General features: G+C 67.6%; 19 protein-coding genes. 12 read left to right on the forward strand and 7 right to left on the reverse strand.

The genetic code is table 11. From position 1 onward, the window contains the following. Positions 1–3: 3 nt before the first annotated feature. The 4 genes from ACLBW1_RS08915 to ACLBW1_RS08930 all read right to left on the reverse strand — a co-directional run bounded on the left by ACLBW1_RS08915 (position 4) and on the right by ACLBW1_RS08930 (position 5,192). Positions 4–1,944, reverse strand: coding sequence for an ABC transporter ATP-binding protein (locus ACLBW1_RS08915; protein ID WP_447811481.1), 1,941 nt, complete (start codon positions 1,942–1,944; stop codon positions 4–6). Continuing rightward, on the reverse strand, positions 1,941–3,671 hold the full coding sequence (locus ACLBW1_RS08920; RefSeq protein WP_447811482.1) for an ABC transporter ATP-binding protein: 1,731 nt from the start codon (positions 3,669–3,671) through the stop codon (positions 1,941–1,943). The genes ACLBW1_RS08915 and ACLBW1_RS08920 overlap by 4 nt, the downstream gene beginning before the upstream one ends. 91 nt (positions 3,672–3,762) lie before the next feature. Then, positions 3,763–3,957 carry a ferredoxin gene (locus ACLBW1_RS08925; protein ID WP_447811483.1) on the reverse strand — a complete coding sequence of 65 codons (195 nt, stop codon included), beginning with the start codon at positions 3,955–3,957 and terminating at the stop codon, positions 3,763–3,765. Next, a complete protein-coding gene (locus tag ACLBW1_RS08930; RefSeq protein WP_447811484.1) occupies positions 3,954–5,192 on the reverse strand; it encodes a cytochrome P450 in 1,239 nt (412 codons plus the stop codon). The genes ACLBW1_RS08925 and ACLBW1_RS08930 overlap by 4 nt, the downstream gene beginning before the upstream one ends. Before the next feature lie 159 nt (positions 5,193–5,351). Here ACLBW1_RS08930 and ACLBW1_RS08935 point away from each other — a divergent pair, with 159 nt between their 5' ends. Then, complete coding sequence (locus tag ACLBW1_RS08935; RefSeq protein WP_447811485.1) at positions 5,352–5,933, forward strand: LGFP repeat-containing protein; 582 nt, start codon at positions 5,352–5,354, stop codon at positions 5,931–5,933. 117 nt (positions 5,934–6,050) lie between these two features. Here the strand turns inward: ACLBW1_RS08935 and ACLBW1_RS08940 are convergent, their stop codons facing one another. Then, on the reverse strand, positions 6,051–7,724 hold the full coding sequence (locus ACLBW1_RS08940) for a purine-cytosine permease family protein (RefSeq protein WP_447811486.1): 1,674 nt from the start codon (positions 7,722–7,724) through the stop codon (positions 6,051–6,053). Positions 7,725–7,953: 229 nt separating this feature from the next. Between ACLBW1_RS08940 and ACLBW1_RS08945 the strand changes: the two genes are divergently transcribed. Further along, complete coding sequence (locus tag ACLBW1_RS08945; protein WP_447811487.1) at positions 7,954–8,340, forward strand: (2Fe-2S) ferredoxin domain-containing protein; 387 nt, start codon at positions 7,954–7,956, stop codon at positions 8,338–8,340. Between the two features lie 4 nt (positions 8,341–8,344). Here ACLBW1_RS08945 and ACLBW1_RS08950 read toward each other — a convergent pair whose 3' ends face one another. Beyond that, complete coding sequence (locus tag ACLBW1_RS08950; RefSeq protein ID WP_447811488.1) at positions 8,345–9,076, reverse strand: enoyl-CoA hydratase; 732 nt, start codon at positions 9,074–9,076, stop codon at positions 8,345–8,347. A gap of 145 nt (positions 9,077–9,221) precedes the next feature. Here ACLBW1_RS08950 and ACLBW1_RS08955 point away from each other — a divergent pair, with 145 nt between their 5' ends. The 10 genes from ACLBW1_RS08955 to ACLBW1_RS09000 all read left to right on the forward strand — a co-directional run bounded on the left by ACLBW1_RS08955 (position 9,222) and on the right by ACLBW1_RS09000 (position 18,756). Beyond that, on the forward strand, positions 9,222–10,724 hold the full coding sequence (locus tag ACLBW1_RS08955; protein ID WP_447811489.1) for a DUF222 domain-containing protein: 1,503 nt from the start codon (positions 9,222–9,224) through the stop codon (positions 10,722–10,724). Between the two features lie 10 nt (positions 10,725–10,734). Continuing rightward, positions 10,735–11,880 carry a flavin-containing monooxygenase gene (locus ACLBW1_RS08960; RefSeq protein ID WP_447811490.1) on the forward strand — a complete coding sequence of 382 codons (1,146 nt, stop codon included), beginning with the start codon at positions 10,735–10,737 and terminating at the stop codon, positions 11,878–11,880. 65 nt (positions 11,881–11,945) lie between these two features. Continuing rightward, positions 11,946–12,224 carry a helix-turn-helix transcriptional regulator gene (locus ACLBW1_RS08965; RefSeq protein WP_447811491.1) on the forward strand — a complete coding sequence of 93 codons (279 nt, stop codon included), beginning with the start codon at positions 11,946–11,948 and terminating at the stop codon, positions 12,222–12,224. After that, a complete protein-coding gene (locus tag ACLBW1_RS08970; protein WP_447811492.1) occupies positions 12,221–12,934 on the forward strand; it encodes a hypothetical protein in 714 nt (237 codons plus the stop codon). Before ACLBW1_RS08965 ends, ACLBW1_RS08970 begins: the two co-directional genes overlap by 4 nt. Before the next feature lie 58 nt (positions 12,935–12,992). Next, positions 12,993–13,889, forward strand: coding sequence for an ABC transporter ATP-binding protein (locus ACLBW1_RS08975; RefSeq protein WP_447811493.1), 897 nt, complete (start codon positions 12,993–12,995; stop codon positions 13,887–13,889). Beyond that, on the forward strand, positions 13,886–15,175 hold the full coding sequence (locus ACLBW1_RS08980; RefSeq protein WP_447811494.1) for an ABC transporter permease: 1,290 nt from the start codon (positions 13,886–13,888) through the stop codon (positions 15,173–15,175). Before ACLBW1_RS08975 ends, ACLBW1_RS08980 begins: the two co-directional genes overlap by 4 nt. Before the next feature lie 35 nt (positions 15,176–15,210). Beyond that, a complete protein-coding gene (locus ACLBW1_RS08985) occupies positions 15,211–16,041 on the forward strand; it encodes an ABC transporter ATP-binding protein (protein ID WP_447811495.1) in 831 nt (276 codons plus the stop codon). Continuing rightward, positions 16,038–16,892: an ABC transporter permease gene (locus tag ACLBW1_RS08990; protein ID WP_447811496.1), complete on the forward strand. Its 855-nt coding sequence runs from the start codon at positions 16,038–16,040 to the stop codon at positions 16,890–16,892. The genes ACLBW1_RS08985 and ACLBW1_RS08990 overlap by 4 nt, the downstream gene beginning before the upstream one ends. Continuing rightward, positions 16,889–17,689, forward strand: a complete 801-nt coding sequence (locus ACLBW1_RS08995; protein ID WP_447811497.1) for an ABC transporter permease — start codon at positions 16,889–16,891, stop codon at positions 17,687–17,689. The genes ACLBW1_RS08990 and ACLBW1_RS08995 overlap by 4 nt, the downstream gene beginning before the upstream one ends. A gap of 8 nt (positions 17,690–17,697) precedes the next feature. Further along, positions 17,698–18,756 carry an ABC transporter substrate-binding protein gene (locus ACLBW1_RS09000; protein ID WP_447811498.1) on the forward strand — a complete coding sequence of 353 codons (1,059 nt, stop codon included), beginning with the start codon at positions 17,698–17,700 and terminating at the stop codon, positions 18,754–18,756. A gap of 84 nt (positions 18,757–18,840) precedes the next feature. Here the strand turns inward: ACLBW1_RS09000 and ACLBW1_RS09005 are convergent, their stop codons facing one another. Next, on the reverse strand, positions 18,841–20,109 hold the full coding sequence (locus ACLBW1_RS09005) for an Nramp family divalent metal transporter (RefSeq protein WP_447811499.1): 1,269 nt from the start codon (positions 20,107–20,109) through the stop codon (positions 18,841–18,843). Positions 20,110–20,142: the final 33 nt, after the last annotated feature.

The following is a 20,142-nucleotide window of genomic DNA, read 5'->3' on the forward strand; positions in this document are numbered from 1 at the left end:
GACTCAGCCGTCGGTGTCGGCGGTGACCGTGCCGGCGAACTGGCTGTTGTAGAGCCGGAAGTAGGCGCCGCGGGCGTCGATGAGTTCGTCGTGTGAACCCTGCTCGACGATCTTGCCGCCCTCCATCACGAGGATGGTGTCGGCGTCGCGGACCGTCGAGAGCCGGTGTGCGATCACGAAACTCGTCCGATCGGCCCGCAGCGCCTGCATCGCCTTCTGGATGAGCAGTTCGGTGCGGGTGTCGACCGAGCTGGTGGCCTCGTCGAGGATCAGCAGCCTCGGTTGGGCCAGGAACGCCCGAGCGATCGTGATGAGCTGCTTCTCGCCCGCACTGACACCCCCGCCCTCCTCGTCGATCACGGTGTCGTACCCGTCGGGCAGGATCGACACGAAGTGGTCGACATGGCCCGCACGTGCCGCGGCCATCACCGCGGCGTCGTCGGCGTCGGGGTCGCCGTAGGCGATGTTCTCGCGGATGGTGCCGCCGAACAGCCAGGAATCCTGCAGCACCATGCCCGTTCGTTCCCGCAGGTCCGCGCGCGTCATCTCACGGGTCTCCACGCCGTCGAGCGAGATGGTGCCCGAGTCGACGTCGTAGAACCGCATGAGCAGGTTCACCACGGTGGTCTTGCCCGCACCGGTCGGGCCCACGATGGCGACCATGTGACCCGGCCGCGCGGTCAGCGACAGGCCCTCGATGAGCGGCGTGTCGTCGCGGTAACTGAACGAGACATCCTTCACGACAACCTCTCCCGCGTCTCCGACCGGGAGCTTCGGCGCGGCCGGGTCGGCGTCCTCGACCTCGGCGTCGAGGATGTCGAAGATGCGCTCGGCCGAGGCGACACCGCTCTGCATGAGGTTGAACATCGACCCGATCTGGGTGAGCGGCTGGGTGAACTGGCGGGAGTACTGGATGAACGCCTGCACCTCACCGAGACTCAGACTGCCCGACGCGACCCGGAGACCGCCGACGACCGCGATCGCCACGTAGTTCAGGTTCCCCAGGAACATGATGGTGGGCATGATGATCCCGGAGATGAACTGGGCTCGCCAGCTCGACGCGTAGAGCGACTCGTTGCGTTCGTCGAAGCGATCGGCGACCTCCTGTGCGCGCCCGAACACCTTGATGACCTCGTGGCCGGTGAAGGCCTCCTCGACCTGGGCGTTGAGTGCGCCGGTGCTCTTCCACTGCGACAGGAAGTGTGGCTTGGAGCGTTTGGCGACCATCGCGGTGGCGAGCACCGCCAGCGGCACGGTGATGATCGCGATCAGCGACAGCAGCGGCGAGATGACGAGCATCATCACCAGGATCGCGACAACCATGAGCAGCGAGTTGAGCAGCTGGGAGATGGTCTGCTGCAACGACTGCGACACGTTGTCGATGTCGTTGGTGACGCGGCTGAGCAGTTCGCCGCGCGGGGTGGTGTCGAAGTAGCGCAACGGGAGTCGGTGGATCTTGTCCTCCACCTCGGTGCGCAGCTCGCGCACCGTCGACTGCACGGTGACGTTGAGCAGCAGACTCATCAACCACGCCAGCAGGGCCGAGGCGACATAGAGCACCAGCACGAGGGTGAGCGTCGATCCCAGTGCGCCGAAATCGACGCCGGTGCCGGGCGTGACGTTCATCGACGACACCATGTCGGCGTAGGTTCCGTCGCCGCGCTCGCGAAGACCCTGCACGGCCTGGGCCTTGGAGACGCCGTCGGGCAACGACATACCGATCACACCCGAGAAGATGATGTCGGTGGCGTGGCCGAGGATCCGCGGCGACAGGGCGGTGAGGACGACCGAACCGACGGCGGCCGCGAAGATCACCACCAGCGAGAGTCGTCGCGTCGCGAGCCTGCCGCCGAGGCGTTTCACCGACGGCCGGAACGACCGCGCCTTTTCTCCCGGCACCCCGCCCATCGGGATGCCACCGCCGCCACCGCCGGGGCGCGTCATCGGGCGTCCACCGCCATCTGCGACTCGACGATCTCGGTGTAGGTGGGGCAGGTGTCGACGAGGTCGTGGTGGCGGCCCACGCCGACCACCCTTCCGTGTTCGAGGACGACGATCTGATCGGCGTCGATGATCGTCGAGATGCGTTGGGCCACGATGACGACGCACGCGTCGGTGGTCGCCGGGCGCAGGGCCGCGCGCAGCCGGGCGTCGGTGGCGAGGTCGAGGGCGGAGAACGAATCGTCGAAGAGGTAGATGTTGGGTCGCCGGATCAGTGCGCGGGCGATCGCGAGGCGTTGTCGCTGCCCGCCGGAGACCGTGGTGCCGCCCTGGGCGACGGCGGTGTCGAGCCCATCGGGCATGTCGCGCACGAAGTCCGCCGCCTGCGCGACGGTCAGCGCCTCCCAGATCTCGTCGTCGGTGGCGTCGGGGCGTCCGTAGCGCATGTTGGTCGCGATGGTCCCGGAGAACAGGTACGGCTTCTGCGGCACCAGCCCGATCACGCGCCGCAGCTCGTCGGGGTCCAGTGAACGCACGTCGGTGCCACCCACCGATACCGCGCCGCCGGTCACGTCGACCAGTCGAGGGATGAGGCCGAGCAGGGTGGTCTTGCCCGAACCGGTCGAGCCGACCACGGCGGTGGTGGTTCCCGGGGTGGCGGTGAACGAGATGTCGCACAGCACAGGCGCGTCGGCGCCGGGGTAGCGGAACTCGGCGCCGGAGAACTCGATGGTGCCCGGATCGGTCACGAACGGCGCCGTCTTCTCCGGCGGCCGCACCGAGGTCTCGGTGTCGAGGACCTCGGAGATCCGTTCGGCGCACACCGTGGCGCGCGGGGCCATCATCGCGAGGAACGACGCCATCATCACCGCCATCATGATCTGCATGACGTAGCTGATCATCGCGGTGAGGGAACCGATCTCGACGGTGCCGTCGGCGATCTTGTAGCCGCCGAACCACACGATGGCCACCATCGTGACGTTGGTGATGAGCATGACGACCGGGAACATCAGCGCCATCAGGCGACCGACACGCAGCGCCGAGTCGGTCAGGTCGTCGTTGGCGCGGTCGAACCGCTCGCGCTCGTAGGGTTCGCGGACGAACGCACGTACCACGCGGATGCCGGTGATCTGTTCGCGCAGAACACGGTTGACGGTGTCGATGCGGCTCTGCATGGCCCGGAAACCCGGGATCATGCGGGCGATGATGATCGCCATGCTGCCGCCGAGCACCGGGACGGCGACCACGAGCACCCATGCAAGGGAGCTGCCGACGTGCAGACCGAGCACGATGCCACCGATGCACATGATGGGTGCGGTGACGAGGATCGTGCACGCCATCACGGCCAGCATCTGCACCTGCTGGACGTCGTTGGTGGTGCGGGTGATCAGTGACGGTGCACCGAACTGACCGACCTCGCGGGCCGAGAAGGTGCTGACGCGCCCCATGAGGTCGCGGCGGATGTCGCGGCCCGCGCCGAGCGACGCGCGTGCCCCGAAGTAGCTCGAGGCGATGCTGCACAGCACCTGCACCAGGGAGATGCCGAGCATCCACATGCCGATGTCGACGATGTAATCGGTGTCGCCGCGCGCGACACCGGAGTCGATGATGTCGGCGTTGAGCGTCGGCAGGTAGAGCATCGCGATGGTGGCGACGAGCTGGAGCACCACCACGGCGAGCAGTTCACGACGGTAGGTCGCGAGATAGGTACGCAGGAGCCGGATCAGCATCGGCGCATCGATCCGGACATTCGACAGTGAGAGCGATTCACCCGGCTGAGGGTATCAACGACCGACCGCGTGCGCGTCAGCCGAAAGTGCGTCACGCGGTGGTCGAGATGGCCCGCGCGGGACAGCGGTCCACGGCGTCGGCGATCTCCGATGTCCGGGTCGCGACGGGTGCGTCGGGGAGGACGTAGGAGATGCCCTCGTCCTCGCTCTGATCGAACACATCCGGTGCCGCGAGGACGCACTGGCCCGCGCCCACGCATGCGTCACGGTCGATGTCGATGGTCATGAGGTCTCGCCGGCGGATGTGTCGGAGGTGGTGGTCTCGAAGGTGATCGGGAGCGACCGGACGCCGTAGACGAACATGTCGTCCTTGAAGTCGATGTCATCGAGCTCGGCGGCCACCGCGAGGCCGGGGACACGCGTGATGAGGGCTCGGTAGGCGATCTCGAGTTCGAGGCGGGCCAGTGCCTGGCCGAGGCACTGGTGCACACCGAAACCGAAGGCGACGTGGTGTCGCGCGGACCGGTGGATGTCGAGGGTGTTCGGGTCGCCGTCGAAGGCGTCGTCGGCCCGATTCGCCGCATCGGCCGAGAGGATGACGCCCTCCCCCGCGGCGATGGTGGTGCCGGCGATCTCGATGTCGTCGGTGGCCACGCGCCGCAGACCCTGATGCACGATCGTGAGGTAGCGCAGCAGTTCCTCGACCGCCGCGGTCATCGTGGCGGGATCGTCGCTCGCGCGGAGTTCGGCGAGTTGGTCGGGGTGGCGCAGCAGCGCGAGAGTCCCCAGCGCGATCATGTTCGCGGTCGTCTCGTGCCCGGCGATGAGAAGCAGGCTGCACATGTCGGCGACCTCGGCGGTCGTGAGGTGGCCGGGCCGCACCTGGTTCACCACGAGATCGCCGATGAGGTCGTCGCCGGGGTTCTCCACCGCCTCGGCGACCAGGTCGCGCAGGTAGTCGGCGAGGTCGTCGCGGGCGGCCTCACGTTGCTCGATCGGCGCGGACGTCGTGAGCAGCATCGAACTGCACCGCTGGAAGAAGTCGTGATCGGCGTAGGGCACGCCGAGGAGGTCGCAGATGACCAGCGACGGCAGCGGGAGCGCGAAATCGGCGACGAGATCGGCGTGGCCGTCCTGTGCCAGCATCTGCTCGAGCAGCGAGTCGACCAACCCCTCGATGGCCGGTCGCATCGACGCGATCCGCTTGACGGTGAAGTGCTTGATCAGCATCCGGCGCTGCTTCTGATGCTCGGGGTTGTCCATCGAGATGAACGACCGCGTGCGACGCTCCATCACGCGCGCCGGGTAGCCGGGTCGCCGGAAGTCCGAACTCAGGCGTGGGTCGACGAGGGCCTCGCGCTGCTCCTCGTATCCGGTGACCAGCCACGCGGTCGCGCCGGTCTCGATCCGTACCTTCGACACCGGGCCGTTCTCGGTCTGCTCGGCGGGCGGATCGAACGGACAGGTCCGCGCCATCGGGTACTCGGGTACGAGATCGCGGTCCGGGATCACGTCAGACATCTAGCCTCCCTAATTACGTGTGCTCACCAAGCATATCGGAGCGTGCGGCGGAACCGCGTCGATCACGTCACCATCCGACGTCGAGGGTTGGTGCGAACCGTTGCCATGGGGGAACAATCGACGCGGGTCGGTGACCTCACGAAGCAGAAAGTGACACCCATGCGCATCAGAGAACGAGTGACGGCACTGACCGTCGCGGCCGTGACCGTGCTGACGATCGCGTCGACGCAGCTCGCCGGGGTGGCGAGCGCCGACGACACCTACGGCGAGTTCACCGTGGGCGGGCGGATCGAGGAGGCCTACACGGCCACCGGCGGACCCGACACGTGGGGCAACCCGTTGATCCCCGAGTCCCCCGCTTTCCAGGGTGGGCGGTTCCAGAGGTTCGAGAAGAACGTCTCGTTCTATTGGAAGGCGAATGTCGCCGGCGGCACGGCGCACTACGTGGGCGGCGCCATCCGCGGCAAGTGGGCGTCGCTGCGGTACGAGCGCGGCGTGCTCGGCTGGCCCCTGACCAACGAGATCGACGTCCCCGGCCGCGGCAAGCGCCAGAACTTCCAGGGCGGCAACGTGTACTACTCGTCGGCCGGCGGAACCCGCACGGTGTGGGGCGGCATCCTCGGACGCTGGTCGGCCAAGGGTGGTTCGACCGGCTTCTTCGGTTTCCCGGTGAGCGACGAGTACCGCAACGGTCGCGGCTGGGCACAGGACTTCAACGGCGGGACCATCTTCTTCCCCTGAGCCCCGGGGATGTGAGTTCGGCTGCGGCCCGGGCGAACCGGCACAGCACTGCGGGGAGCAGTCGACAGATGGTGTCGACGCTCCCCGCAGTGTTCGGGCTCCAGGTTGCCCGAGGTGTTACTTCTGTTCGGGCAGAACGTGTTCGCCGGTCTTGTCGCACGACAGGGCCAGCGACGAGATGTACTGCTTCTCGCCGTTCGGGCCGGGCTTGGCCGAGGCGATCATGTCGGGCCGCTCGAACTCGATGCCGGTGACGCAGCACATGAGCTTGGCGTCGGACGGATTGCCGTCGTCGTCGAGCATCGGCAGGTCGATCCCGTCGTCGGTGCGACGCAGGTAGTACCTGCCCTTGGTGGCAACCGCGAAGATCGGTGGGAGGACCACCGCGAGCACCAGTGCGACGATCGGCGAGTAGGGCTGGATGGCGTCGCCGAACACGTGGAAGTACGTCATGATCGACAACCCGCCGGCGATCACGACGCTGCCGAACCCGACCGGGTTCACGCTGTAGAGCATCCCGCGACGGAACTCCGGTTGCTTGGGCGAGAGCTTCAGCAGGAACTTGTTGATCGCGATGTCGGAGGCGACCGTCGCGATCCACGCGATGCCGCAGTTGGCGTAGAAGTTCAGCAGGTTGTTGAGGAAGCTGAACATGTCGGCCTCCATCAGCACGATGGCGATGGCGACGTTGAACACCAGGAACACCAGGCGTCCGGGGTAGGTCTTGGTCACGCGGGTGAAGCTGTTGGTCCACGCGAGCGAGCCGGAGTACGCGTTGGTGACGTTGATCTTGATCTGGCTGATGACCACGAGGATCACCGCGAGGGTCAGTGCCAGCCAGTGCGGCATGAAGTCCTCGTAGATGGCGAGGAACTGCTCGACCGGCTGGTTGGCGACGCCGGCCTGATCGGCGAAGTTCAGGATGAGGTACACCGCGAGGAACAGTCCGACGACCTGCTTGATGGCACCGAAGAACACCCAGCCCGGGCCCGCCGCGATGACCGCGGTCCACCAGCGGCGGCTGTTCTCAGCGGTTTTCGGGGGCATGAAGCGCAGGTAGTCGATCTGCTCGGCGATCTGCGCGATGAGCGACAGACAGACACCGGCGGCCAGCATGGTGCCGGCGAAGGACACGCCCTGTCCGCCCTGGGCGTCGAGACCGCCGCTGTAGGAGAGGAAGTCACCGACGGCGTCGGGATGGGTGATGAGCAGGTACAGGAACGGCAGCACCATCATGACCAGCCACAGCGGGGTGGTCCACACCTGGAGCTTGGCCAGGGTGTTCATCCCGTAGATCACCAGCGGGATCACCAGCACCGACGACACGAGATAGCCCAGCCACAGCGGGATCCCGAGACCGAGCTTGAGCCCCTGCGCCATGATGGAGCCCTCGAGGGCGAAGAAGATGAAGGTGAACGACGCGAAGATGACGTTCGTCAGCACCGAGCCGTAGTAGCCGAAACCGCTACCGCGCGTGATGAGGTCGAGGTCGATGTTGTACCTCGCCGCGTAGTAGGCCAGCGGATATCCGGTCAACACGACGACGACCGCGAAGAACAGGATGCCCCACAACGCATTACCGGTGCCGTTGGCGATACCGATGTTCGCGCCGATCGCGAAGTCGGCGAGGTAGGCGATGCCACCGAGCGCGGAGATCGAGACGACGCCCGGTCCCCACTTGCGATAACTACGCGGCGCGAAGCGGAGGGTGTAGTCCTCCAACGTCTCTCGGGTCGCTGCGGCCTGTGGCCCGGTGAGAGCCGGGTTCGGCTCCACTACTTCCTGTGTCATGCGTTCTCCTCGATCGGCAATCGCAGATGATGTCCACCCCCTGGCGGGCAATATCGCGACGCTAGAGGCGAGGTGTATCCCGCGCAGTTCGAGCATGTTTCGGGTAGGAAAACTCGAATCCCTTAGCCTTGCGCACAAAAGCCGGGTGGCGTAGAGCGGCCTGGAACACATGACCTAGGCTCATGAGTGTCATCGGGCCACGCGGGTCCGCCGTCGAACATCGGAGCTCATGCTGTCCGGTAAGAAGTCCGCCACCACCCTGCCGACGGCCACGGTGTGTCGTGGTTGCTGCTGTGGCACCGCGCGTAAACATCCCGACATCGACCACGACGAGCACCTCGACGCCCTGCGGTCGGCGGCGAGCGACGCTGCGCGGGTTCGCACCAGCGACTGCCTCGACGACTGCAAGCGCTCGAATGTGATCGTGGTGTCGCCGTCACGGGCGGGAAGGGTGAAGGGCGGCCGACCGGTCTGGCTGCAGAAGGTGTTGAGCGCGTCGGCGATGGCCGAGGTCGGCGACTGGATGCGCGCGGGCGGACCCGGGATCGTGCCGCCGCCGGCGGCGGTGAAACAGCTTGTCTACCGACCCGGTTCGTCGGTCAAGCGCCTGAAGTAGCTGCTCAGCGTCCGGTGAACCGCGGGCTGCGCTTCTCGGCCCTCGCGGCCCGGCCCTCGGCGAGATCCTCGCTCTCCCAGGCACGCATCATCGCGGCCGCCCGATCGGCGGGCACGTCGTCACGGGCGCCGTCACCGGCGAACACCAGCTTGTAGTGGGCGAGGGTGAGCGGCGCCAGCTCGGCGATGCTCGCCGCCCACTCCTGCGCCATCGCCAGGTCGCCGATGCGATTGGCGAAGCCCACCGACAGCGCATGCTCGGCGGTGAGCGGGTCGCAACCGATGAGCATGCCTCGCGCCGTGCCCGATCCCACCAGTGAGATGAGTCGGCGGATCGTCCACTCGTCGACCGCGACACCGATCTTGGCCGCCGGGATCCCGCAGAGCGCGTCGGGCGCCATCACCCTCAGGTCGGCGACCATCGCCAACTGCAGCCCGGCACCCAGTGCGCTGCCGTTGAGGGCGGCGATCACCGGCACCGGCGTCGCCTCGATGCGCTGCAACGCCGAGACGAGCTTGGCGAGGAACGCGGGGTCGTAGACCGGCCCCGACAGATCGGCGCCCGCGCAGAACACCCGACCCTCGCCGGTGAGGACGATCGCCCGCGCACCGGCGGCGACGGCGTCGTCGACCGCGGCGACGAGGCCGTCCACCATGGCGTGATCGAGCGCGTTGCGCTTGTCCGCGCGCTGCAGCTCGATGGTCGTGACGGACCCGTCCGTGGTGCTCCCGATCATGGACGTCAGCGTATCGCGCGGCCTGCCCTCGGCGGCCGCGACAACCCTCGACAGCTTCGGTCTGCGGGCCAATCGAACACACTTGCGAATGTCGTACACCTGAACTAGACTCGACCTAGTCGATGCATCCGGGGGGAGGCTGTTCGTGGGGAACACATTGATCGTCAAATACGCTGCGCTGGAATGCCTTGCGGCCGAGATCGCCGCCGAGTCTGCCGATGCCTGTACGGACGCCGAGGTCGCAGAACTCGCGATCACCCACGAACGAATCACGCGCATCATGGGGTCCACCGGCCTCCGTCGGATCGCCGACGTGTCCGACCGCGAGGCCTACCGAGAGGTGGAGTGTCGCAACCTCATCGAGTTCGTCGGAGAACGCCTCCGAGTCGCAGCACCCAAGAAACGACTTCGCGAGGTCGCGGAATTGTCGTCGATGCTGTCGATGACCGGCGAACCTCTCTCCCCGCGCTGCCCCGAGACCGCGGCGGCCATGGCCGACGGCGCACTGTCGCACGAACACGTCATCGCCGTGCTCGATGTTCTCGACAAAGTCCCTGCGGCAACACCTTCGGACGAGCGCGACCGCGCGGAGGCGCAGCTCGCCGACATCGCCCGCGACTTCGGACCGCGCGAGATCGCCCGCGCCGGCGCTCGGATCCTCGCCCATCTCGACCCCGACGGCGACCTGCCGTCGGACCGCGATCGCGCCCGGAACCGCGGGGTGGGCGTGGGAACCCAGGACTCCCTGCTCATGTCGAAGCTCACCGGCCACCTGGATCCGACGACGCGCGCACTGTTCGATGTCGTCCTCGCAGCCTGGGCCGCGCCCGGCATGAACAACCCCGACGACGAGCACTCACCCCACGGCGGTCGAGACGGCGACGGCATCGATCCTGCACTCCTCCGCAAGGCGGCTGATCGAGACCACCGATCGCAGTCCCAACGCAACCACGACGCCCTGAAGGCACTGCTGCAGGCGGCTGTCGACGGGGGACTCCTCGGCGGATCCCACCGAGGGCTGCCGCCACACATCATCGTGTCCATCACCGACGAGCAACTGCGAGAACGAGCCGGGATCGCCCACACCGCCACCGGCGCCGACCTCCCGATGACCGACGTCATCGCGCTGGCCGCGACAGCGCAGATGCATCTGTCGGTGTTCGACGACATCACCGGCGAGCCGCTGTTCCACGGTCGCGCCAAGCGATTGGCGACGCAGGCCCAGCGATTCGCACTGTTCTCCCAGTACGGCGGCTGCGGCAAGGCCGGATGCCCCACCCCCTTCGCGCATGTCGAGATCCATCACGCCGAAAGCGACTGGGCTGATGGTGGTTTCACCGACATCACCGACCTCGCACCCGCGTGCGGCCCCCACAACCGGGCCGTCGGCCACGGCCCGGGCCAGTTCCAGACCGTGAAAATCGACTACGGACCCGATCGGGGTCGTTACGGCTGGTCACCCAACGGCAGCACCGGCCCACCACGCGCCAACCACCTGCACCGACCAGCACAGATCCTGGCCGACCACACAGCCGAGGACGCACCGGCGGAACCCATTGCGACGGCGGCCGCACGGAGACTGCACTTTCTGGCCACCGAGACCATCCGGTTGCCCGACGCATATCGGCACGCCGTGAACGCTGAGTAGTGTTCTCATCGTGCCCTCCGACGAGCAGCTCGACTGCGTGGTGATCGGCGGCGGCCAGGCCGGCCTCTCGGTGGGCTACTTCCTCCAACGGCGCGGCCTCGGCGGTCGTTTCGTCATCCTCGACCACGCACCGTCGTCGGGCGGGGCCTGGCAGTTCCGGTGGCCGACACTCACCCTCGCCGGTGCAAACCACGTCCACGATCTCCCCGGCTATGGCCTCACCGAGGCGCTCGGCGTCGAATGCGACGAGTGGCCCGCATCGACCGCGGTCGCCGACTATTTCGGACGCTATGAACGACGCTTCGACCTCCCCGTCCGCCGACCGGTCCACGTGAGCGCCGTGCACCTGGTGCCCGGACGCGACCCGGACGACCCGCGGTTCACGGTGACCTGCAAAGCGGGCCCCGGGACACCGACGACCACACTCGAGACCGCCACCCTCGTCAACGCGACCGGGACCTGGGATCGCCCCTTCGTACCGCACATCCCCGGCGCCGAGCGATTCGCCGGCCGCACGCTGCACACCCACGACTACTCCGGGCCGCACGACTTCGACGGACTGCGCGTCCTCGTGGTCGGCGCGGGGATCTCTGCGATCCAGCTGCTCATCGAGATCGCCCGTACGGCAACCGATGCGGAGACGTTCTGGTGCTCGCGCACCGAGCCGGTGTTCACCGACGGGCCCTTCACGCCCGAACAGGGCCGCGAGGCCGTCGCCCGCGTGGAACGCCGAGTACGCGCAGGGCTACCGCCGACGTCGGTGGTGTCGGTGACCGGACTCCGGCGCACGCCCGCGATCGCCGCTGCGCAGGCCGACGGGATCCTCGCGTGGCGACCGATGTTCACCGACATCACCGAGACGGGCGTCGCGTTCGCCGACGGCACGCAACTCGACGTCGACGTCATCTTCTACAACACTGGGTTCCGCAGCGCACTGGACCACCTCGCGCCACTACGGCTGCGCAGCGCAGGCGGCGGGATCACCATGACCGGCCGCCTCGCGACCGTGGTCGCCGACGAGCCCCGCGTCCAACTCCTCGGCTACGGTCCGTCGGCGTCGACCATCGGCGCCAACCGTGCGGGTCGCGAGGCGGCGCGGGTGGTCGCCGATGTCGTCGGATCGACGACATCACCGGGTCTCACCAGCACCGACTGAATCACTAAACAGCAATTTGTTGTCACCTGTTGACAGGGTGTTGTGTTTTCCTAATACTTCTTTGGGTGAGCCCAGTCCGCAGGGGAGCCCAGCTCCCGATCTACAACCGCATCGGCGTCCTGCGCGCCGAACGCCGGATGACGCGCGCCGAACTCGCCGAGAAGGTCGAGATCAACGTCCAGTCGGTCGGCGCGCTCGAGCGGGGTGACAACTACCCCAGCCTCGATCTCGCCTTCCGCATCTGTGCCGTGTTCGGTCTCCCCGTCGAAGCCGTGTTCAGCCGCACCGAATTCGGCGCCATGTCCGCAGAGTTGTACGCCAACAGGAACGGAGCGTCGTCATGACCGACCCGCACTCGACGATCCCCGAACACGCCAAGCCCGCACTGTGGCGTCGCTACGAAGATTGGCGCCTCGCGCGATACGAGAGGTCGTGTGCAAAGAACGCCCACCGCTGGCCGACGCTGCGTAATCGTCGCTCGTTCCGACGGTTGGTCATCGCGCTCGCCGGCGCGGAGACCATCCTGCTGGCCTCAGCCGTGGTCGCGATCTTCTCGTACTGGTTCTTCGCGCCGTTCGTCATCTCGATCGTCGCGCTGATGCTGATCCTCGGCGTCCTGCGGACCGTCACCGGGTCGATCATCGACGCACCCGTGGGTGCACTCGACGAGATCCAGCTGGCGCAACGCAACTCGGCCCGGTCCATCGGTTACTTCGCCGTGTTCTCCCTGTCGTTCATCCCCTACTTCGTCCTCATCTTCATGGGGTCGGCGATGGATCTCATCAAGGGACAGAACGTGTACGGCATCGGGGTGCTGCTCATCGCGCTGATGGTGATCGGGGTCAGTACCCCGACGATGCTCACCGCCTGGTGGATGGCCGACCCCGACCCCGAGGACTTCGGCGAACCCGTCGAGACCACCGCCTCCGCCGCAGATCAGCAGACCGGCCCCACCGATCCGCCGCCGACCTCGACATCCGTTGCGCCCACACCGACCCCGACCACACCGACCCCGACCACCCGCCACGACCCACCGACGCCGGCCACATGGTGACGCAAGCCGCGCCGGCGTCACCCCGACCACCCGTGCTCCACCCGACGAGAGGACGACCGTGAACAACCCATTGATCATCGACGGCCTGACCAAGAGATACGGCGACCTGGTCGCCCTGGCCGACATGACCTTCACCGTGAACCCCGGCGAGATCTTCGGCTTCGTGGGCAGCAACGGCGCCGGCAAGTCGACCACGATGCGGATCATCCTCGGTGTGCTCGCCGCGGACTCCGGTCGCGTGCTGCTCGGCGACCGGCCCATCGACCTGGAGATGCGTCGCCAGATCGGGTACATGCCGGAGGAGCGTGGCCTGTACCCGAAGATGAAGGTGGGAGAACAACTCCGGTTCCTCGCCGAACTGCACGGGCTCTCGACCGCCGACGCCCGCGACAACGTCGAGCGGTGGGTCGCGCGCCTCGGGATCGCCGAACGCATCGACGACAACGTGGGCGACCTCAGCCTCGGCAACCAGCAGCGCGCACAGCTGGCCGCGGCGCTCGTCCACGAGCCGTCGGTGCTGGTCCTCGACGAACCGTTCTCCGGACTCGACCCGGTCGCGGTCGACGTGATGAGCGACGTGCTCAAGGAGAAGGCGGCCGAGGGTGTGCCCGTGGTCTTCTCGAGTCATCAGCTCGATCTCGTGCAGCGACTGTGCGACCGCGTCGGCATCATCACCAAGGGCAGCATGCGGGCGCTGGGCACCGTCGACGAACTGCGCGGTCGCGACGGCGTCACCCTGCACGTCACCGGTCCCGACACCTCCACCCGGTGGGCCGACGGCCTGCCCGGTGTCGTCGACGCCGACTACCGCGGCGCCGACAGCTTCCTCACCCTCGACTCCACCGCCGACGACCAGCAGATCCTGGCCGCGGCCATGTCCCACGGGCCGGTGCACCGCTTCGCCACCAGCCTTCCCCACCTGACCGATCTGTTCCGAGAGGTTGTATCCGCATGAGCACCCCGAGAATCACAGGCCAGAACACATCCGGTTCCACCCGGCTCGGCGCGGGCCGCGCGGTCTCGCTGATCGCGCGACGCGAGATCAACACCCGCGTGCGCGCCCGGTCGTTCCTCATCACCAACGCTCTGCTGCTGGTGGTGATCATCGGCGGCCTCATCGTCGCATCGATCTTCACCGGCGGCGACGACAAACCCGAGAAGATCGGCGTCGTCGGCACCAACACCGCACTGTCGCAGTCGATCACCGCCGCCGGTCAGGTCACCGGGACGAAGATCGAGATCGTCCCGCTCGCCGACGCCGCCCAGGCGCGTACCCAGGTCGACTCCGGCGACGTGTCGGTGGCCCTGTCCGCGGAACAGGCCGGTGGCCCCGGGTTCACCGCCGTCACCAAGGACGGACTCTCGGGTACCTCGGAGACCATCGTGCGGACAGCGATCGCACAGCTCGCCCAGCAGGAGGCGTTGAGCCGCAACAACGTCGATCCGTCGGCCTTCGCCGCGGCCCAGCAGGCCGCCGCCGCGCTCGACGTCACCGAGACGAACCCCGCCAAGCCCGACGAGGGCCAGCGCCTGGCCATCGCCTACGTGGGCGTCATCCTGCTGCTGTTCGCGATCATGACCGGCGGCGGCATGGTGTCGGCCGGCGTCGTGGAGGAGAAGACCTCGCGTGTGGTGGAGCTGCTCCTCGCCACCATCCGTCCGCTGCACCTGCTGTGGGGCAAGATCCTGGGCATCGGTGCGATCACGTTCGGACAGCTGATCGTGCTCGGCGGCGCGGGGTTGATCACCGCGTCGGTGACCGGAGTGCTCACCGTGCCCAGTGCGGCGGTGTCGATGCTGGCCGCGGTCGTGGTGTGGTTCCTGCTCGGCTTCCTGTTCTTCGCGACGCTCTACGCCGCCACCGGAGCGATGGTGTCGCGGCAGGAGGAGCTGGGGTCGACGGCGGCACCGCTGACCATCCTGTCGTTGGGCGTGCTCTACGCCGGCATCTTCGGCATCAACTCGCTCGACTCCACCTTCATCAAGGTGCTCAGCTGGATCCCGCCGTTCTCGGCGTCGCTCATGCCGATGCGGATCGCCGCCGGTGAGACCGACACGGTCCAGGTGATCGGGACCGTGGTGATCATGATCATCGCGTGCCTCGCCGCGGTCTGGGCCGCCTCGCGCATCTACCAGCGGTCGATCCTGCAGACCGGGTCGAAGGTGCGCTGGGCCGACGCGCTCAAGGGCTCGTCGGGTTCGGCGCCCGCACCCGAGAAGGTCGGCGTTACACAGGGTTAACAGCACAGCAACCACCGGCACCTAGCGTCGCCGACATGGTTGCTCCTGACTCGTCCGTCGGTACCCGTCCCCCTGGGACGGGTATCGACGTCTCCGGGCTCACCAAGGTGTTCGGGTCGCGATCATCGACGGTGACCGCGCTCGACGACGTCACCCTGCAGACCCCCGAGGGATCGTTCCTCGCGCTCCTCGGTCCCTCGGGATGTGGTAAATCGACGGTGCTGCGCATCCTCGCCGGCCTCGAGCAGGCCACCGGCGGCACGGCCCTGATGAACGGGAAATCCCCCCGCGACCTGCAGCGCGACCACGGTCTGGGGATCGCGTTCCAGGACTCCGCCCTGCTCCCGTGGCGCAGTGTCGCGGCCAACATCAAGCTCCCCCTGCAGGTCGCGGGCATGCCCGTCGACGACGGCCTGATCGCCGAACTGATCGAACTGGTCGGACTGACCGGCTTCGAGAAGGCGAAACCCGCGACCCTCTCCGGCGGTATGCGCCAACGCGTCTCGATCGCCCGGGCCCTCGTGGTCCGACCGACCGCCCTGTTGCTCGACGAGCCGTTCGGTGCGCTCGACGACATGACCCGCCAGCGCCTCAACATCGAACTCCTCCGGATCTGGACCGAGAAACCCGCGACGACCCTGATGGTCACGCACGGCATCGCCGAAGCGGTGTTCCTGTCCGACGAGGTCGCGGTGATGAGCCCGCGACCGGGCCGGGTCATCGAGGTGCTGCCCATCGACCTGCCGCGCCCGCGGGTGCCCGAGATGATGCGGACACCGGAGTTCCACGCTCTGCACGATCACCTCAGCGGGCTGCTCTTCGGTCGCGCGTCGACCCCCGCCCAGACATCAGAACAGCGGGCATGAGCACGACCACCGTGAGCACCGCGGTCGAGGGCGTACCCGTGCCGGGGGCACGCTGGGGTGGGCTGCGTACCGCCGGATCGCGCTGGGGCGCCGGTGTCGCCGGACTCGTCGCGGTCATCGCGGTGTGGACGATCGCCGGGGTGGCGCGGTGGTTCTCCGGCACGATCCCGACGCCGCTGGCGGTGATCGACGCCCTCGCCGACCAGGGCTCACAGTTCTACTCCACCAACGTCACACCCACCGTCGAACTGGCGCTGCGCGGGTTCCTCTGGGGCAACCTGCTGGCGATCGCGGTGGCGCTGCTGGTGGTGATCATCCCGTTGATCGAGGGTCTGGCCACCCAGCTCGCCATCATCAGCTACTGCACGCCGCTGATCGCGGTGGCGCCGATCGTGCAGGTCGCGTTCGCGGAGGTCCAGACGATGATCGTGTTCCTCGCGGCCATCTCGGTGTTCTTCACGACGATGATCGGCACCCTCACCGGGCTGCGATCGCCGCCGCAGGCCGGGCTCGACCTCGTCCGCGTCCACGGAGGCGGCGTGTTCGCCCAGCTGGTCCGGGTGCGTATCGTCGCGGCGCTGCCGAACATCCTCGGCGCGTTGAAGATCGCCGCCCCGGCGGCGGTGTTGGGCGCGGTGCTCGGTGAGTTCCTGTCCATGCCCGAACAGGGCATCGGGCCGGCGATGATCCTCGCCCAGCAGAGTGCCGCGATCCCGCAGGTGTGGGCGATCGCGCTGATCGCCGGCGCCGTGGCGGGTATCGGCTACGCGGTGGTCGCAGCGGTGTCGGTGTTCGTGACCCGCTGGGCCACCGGCGAATCGGTGCGCGGTGGATCGGTGCGTGGCCGATGACCCGCACATCCGCCTGGACGACGACCACCCGATTCCTCGGTGCGCTCGTGGGCTCGCTGGTGCTGATCGTCGTGATCTGGTCGTTGTTCCTGCTGGCGTTCCCCGACATCGGGCCCATCATCGGTCGCACCCCGATCGACGTGTTCTCCTACCTCGTCTCCGGTGCGGACGCCTCGTCACAACGGTCGGCGATCTTCGACGACCTGTGGATCACGCTCGGTGACACCGGGATCGGGTTCGTCACCGGCATGGTGGCCGCCATCGCGGTGGCCGCGGTGTTCGTGATGTTCCGACCCGCGGCGCAGACGTTCATGCCGCTCGCGATGCTGCTGAGGTCGGTCCCTCTGGTCGCTATGACGCCGCTGATCACGATGATCGTCGGTCGCGGACCGGCGTGCGTGGCCGTCATGGGCGGCATCATCGTGTTCTTCCCTGCCCTGGTGATGATCATGACCGGGCTGGCAGCCGCGCCGCGACAGATCAGCGACGTGATCACCGCCTACGGCGGCACCCGGTTCACGACGATGCGGATGGCGTCGCTGCCCTCGGCCGTGCCGGCGCTGTTCGCCGCGGCGAAGGTGTCGGTGCCGGGCGCGATGATCGGCGCCACCGTCAGTGAATGGCTCGGCACCAACAAAGGTCTCGGTGCCAGCCTGCAACAGGCACTGCCCGCCGCCGCCTACGACGAACTGTGGGCCTCGGTCGTGGTCATCACGGTCAGTTCCATCGTGCTCTACGCCGTCGTCGGCGTGATCGAGAACATCGTCCTCGCCCGCATGGGCACCGAACCCACCTGAGGAGAATCATGAGTCCCACCTTCGATCGTCGTTCCTTCCTGCGCTATTCGCTGATCGCCGGTGGCGCCGCGACCGCCGTCGGCGGCTCGGGTCTGCTCGCCGCGTGCAGCTCGGGATCATCGTCGTCGAGTTCCGACGCCATCAAGATGCAGCTGTCGTGGATCAAGAACATCGAGTTCGCCGGCGAGTACCACGCGCTCGACAAGGGGTACTACAAGGCCGCGGGCCTACCGTCGGATCCCGAACTCATCACCGGTGGAGGCGCGGGAACCGGCGTCGAGACCGGCCTCACCTCGAACAAGGTGTGGATCGGGACCACCGCACCCCAGCTGACCGCCCCGGTCATCCTGCAGGGAGCCAAGCTGAAAACCGTTGCCGCGACTTATCAGAAGAACCCGTTCTGCATCATGTCGTCGGCCAAGTCCCCCATCTCGTCGCCCGCGGACATGAAGGGGAAGAAGATCGGGGTGCAGGCGTCGAACGAGAACGTCTTCAAGGCCCTGTTGACCGCGAACAACCTGAGCGAGAGCGACATCCAGAAGATCACGGTGCAGTACGACCCGACCCCGCTCACCACCGGCGACGTCGACGGCTGGGTCGCCTACAGCACCAACGAGCCGATCACGCTGGCCGCGAAAGGTTTCCCCACCGAGACCCTGCTGTTCGCCGACTACAACCTCCCCCTGGTCGCCGAGACCCTCGTGGTGCGCCAGGAGACCATCGACAACGAGCGCGACAAGCTGAAGAAGTTCCTCAAGGCCGAGGTGCAGGGCTGGAACGACGCCGTCGCCGACCCCCAGAAGTCCGCCGAACTCGCCGTCAACGTGTACGGGAAGTCGTTGGGCCTCAAGCTCGACGAGCAGGTGAAGGAGGCCCAGGCGCAGAACGAACTCGTCGTCTCCGCCGACACGAAGGCCAACGGGCTGCTCACCATGACCGACGACCTGATCGCCAAGAACATCGAGGCCCTCGCCAAGGCCGGCTACACGATCGCCGCCACCGACATCTTCGACATGTCGGTGCTCGCCGAGGTCTACGCCGAGAACCCCGACCTCAAGAAGGGCTGACCCGGTCCGAACGCGCGTCGCCCGTTCATCCGCGCGCCACGCTCGGCGCGCGGACGAACGGTAGGCGCGCGTTTCCCCTGAGGGTCAGCCGGCCCCGGTGACCGTGAGGAAGATCAGCGCGACGTTGAGGGCCACGACCACCGTGGCGATGGCGATCGCGACACCGCGAAGGCTGCGCGAGTCGGCGAACTCACCCATCAGGGCACGATCGCGGGTGAGGCGGCCCAGCGGGATGATGGCGAACGGGATGCCGAAGCTCAGCACCACCTGACTGATCACCAGGGCCCACGTCGGGTCGACGCCACTGCCGAGCACCACCAGCGCGGGGATGAGCGTCACCAGCCGCCGCACCACCATCGGGAGCCGGATCCGTAGCAGGCCCTGCATGATCGACGCGCCCGCGTAGCAGCCGACGGAGGTCGAGGCGAGGCCCGAGGCCAGCAACCCGACGGCGAACACCGTGGCCATGACGGGGCCCATGGCGTCGCCGACGGCGCGCTGTGCGCCCTCGATGGTGTCGGTGCCGTCCTTGCCCTGCAGGTTCTGCGCGGCCAGCAGGAGCAGCGAGATGTTCACCGCCCCCGCGACCACCAACGCGCACACCACGTCCCAGCGAGTCGCCCGCACCAGACGGCGACGGCGCGCGTCGGTCCTGCTGGGCCCGTGCCGGTCGACGACCAGCGCGGAGTGCAGGTAGATGGCGTGCGGCATCACGGTGGCGCCCAGCATGCTCGTCGCCAGCAACACGGTGTCGGTGCCCTGGAGACGAGGGACGAGACCGCTGAACACATTTCCCGCCGACGGCGGATTGATGACGAGACCGGCGAGGAACCCGACGACGATGATCAGCAACAGGCCGGCGATGATCGACTCGAAGGTGCGTTGCCGGTTGCGGGACTGGAAACCCAACAGCGCCATGGAGATCACGCCGACGATGGCGCCCCCGACGACCAGCGGGAGATCGAACAGCAGCTGCAACGCGATGGCACCGCCGACCACCTCGGCGATGTCGGTGGCCGCGGCGACGATCTCGGCCTGCCCCCAGAACGCGAGGCGTCTGCGACGCGGGAGCCGCTCGCCGAGCAGGGCGGGCAGCGTCTTGCCGGTGACGATCCCCAGCTTCGCCGACTGGTACTGGATGACCACCGCCATCGCGCACGCGACGACGAGGACCCAGACCAGCAGGAAGCCGTAGCGCGCTCCGGCGGTGACGTTGGCCGCGACGTTGCCGGGGTCGACGTAGGCGATGGCCGCGACGAAGGCGGGGCCCAGCAGAGCCACTCCGGCGAAACGTGCGCGACGCGGGCGCCGCGGTGCCGGATCGGTCACCTGCGGATCGGTCCCCAACGCCATTCGCCCAGATTGGCACACCGATCGTCCGGTTTC

This window comes from Williamsia sp. M5A3_1d (assembly GCF_053345315.1).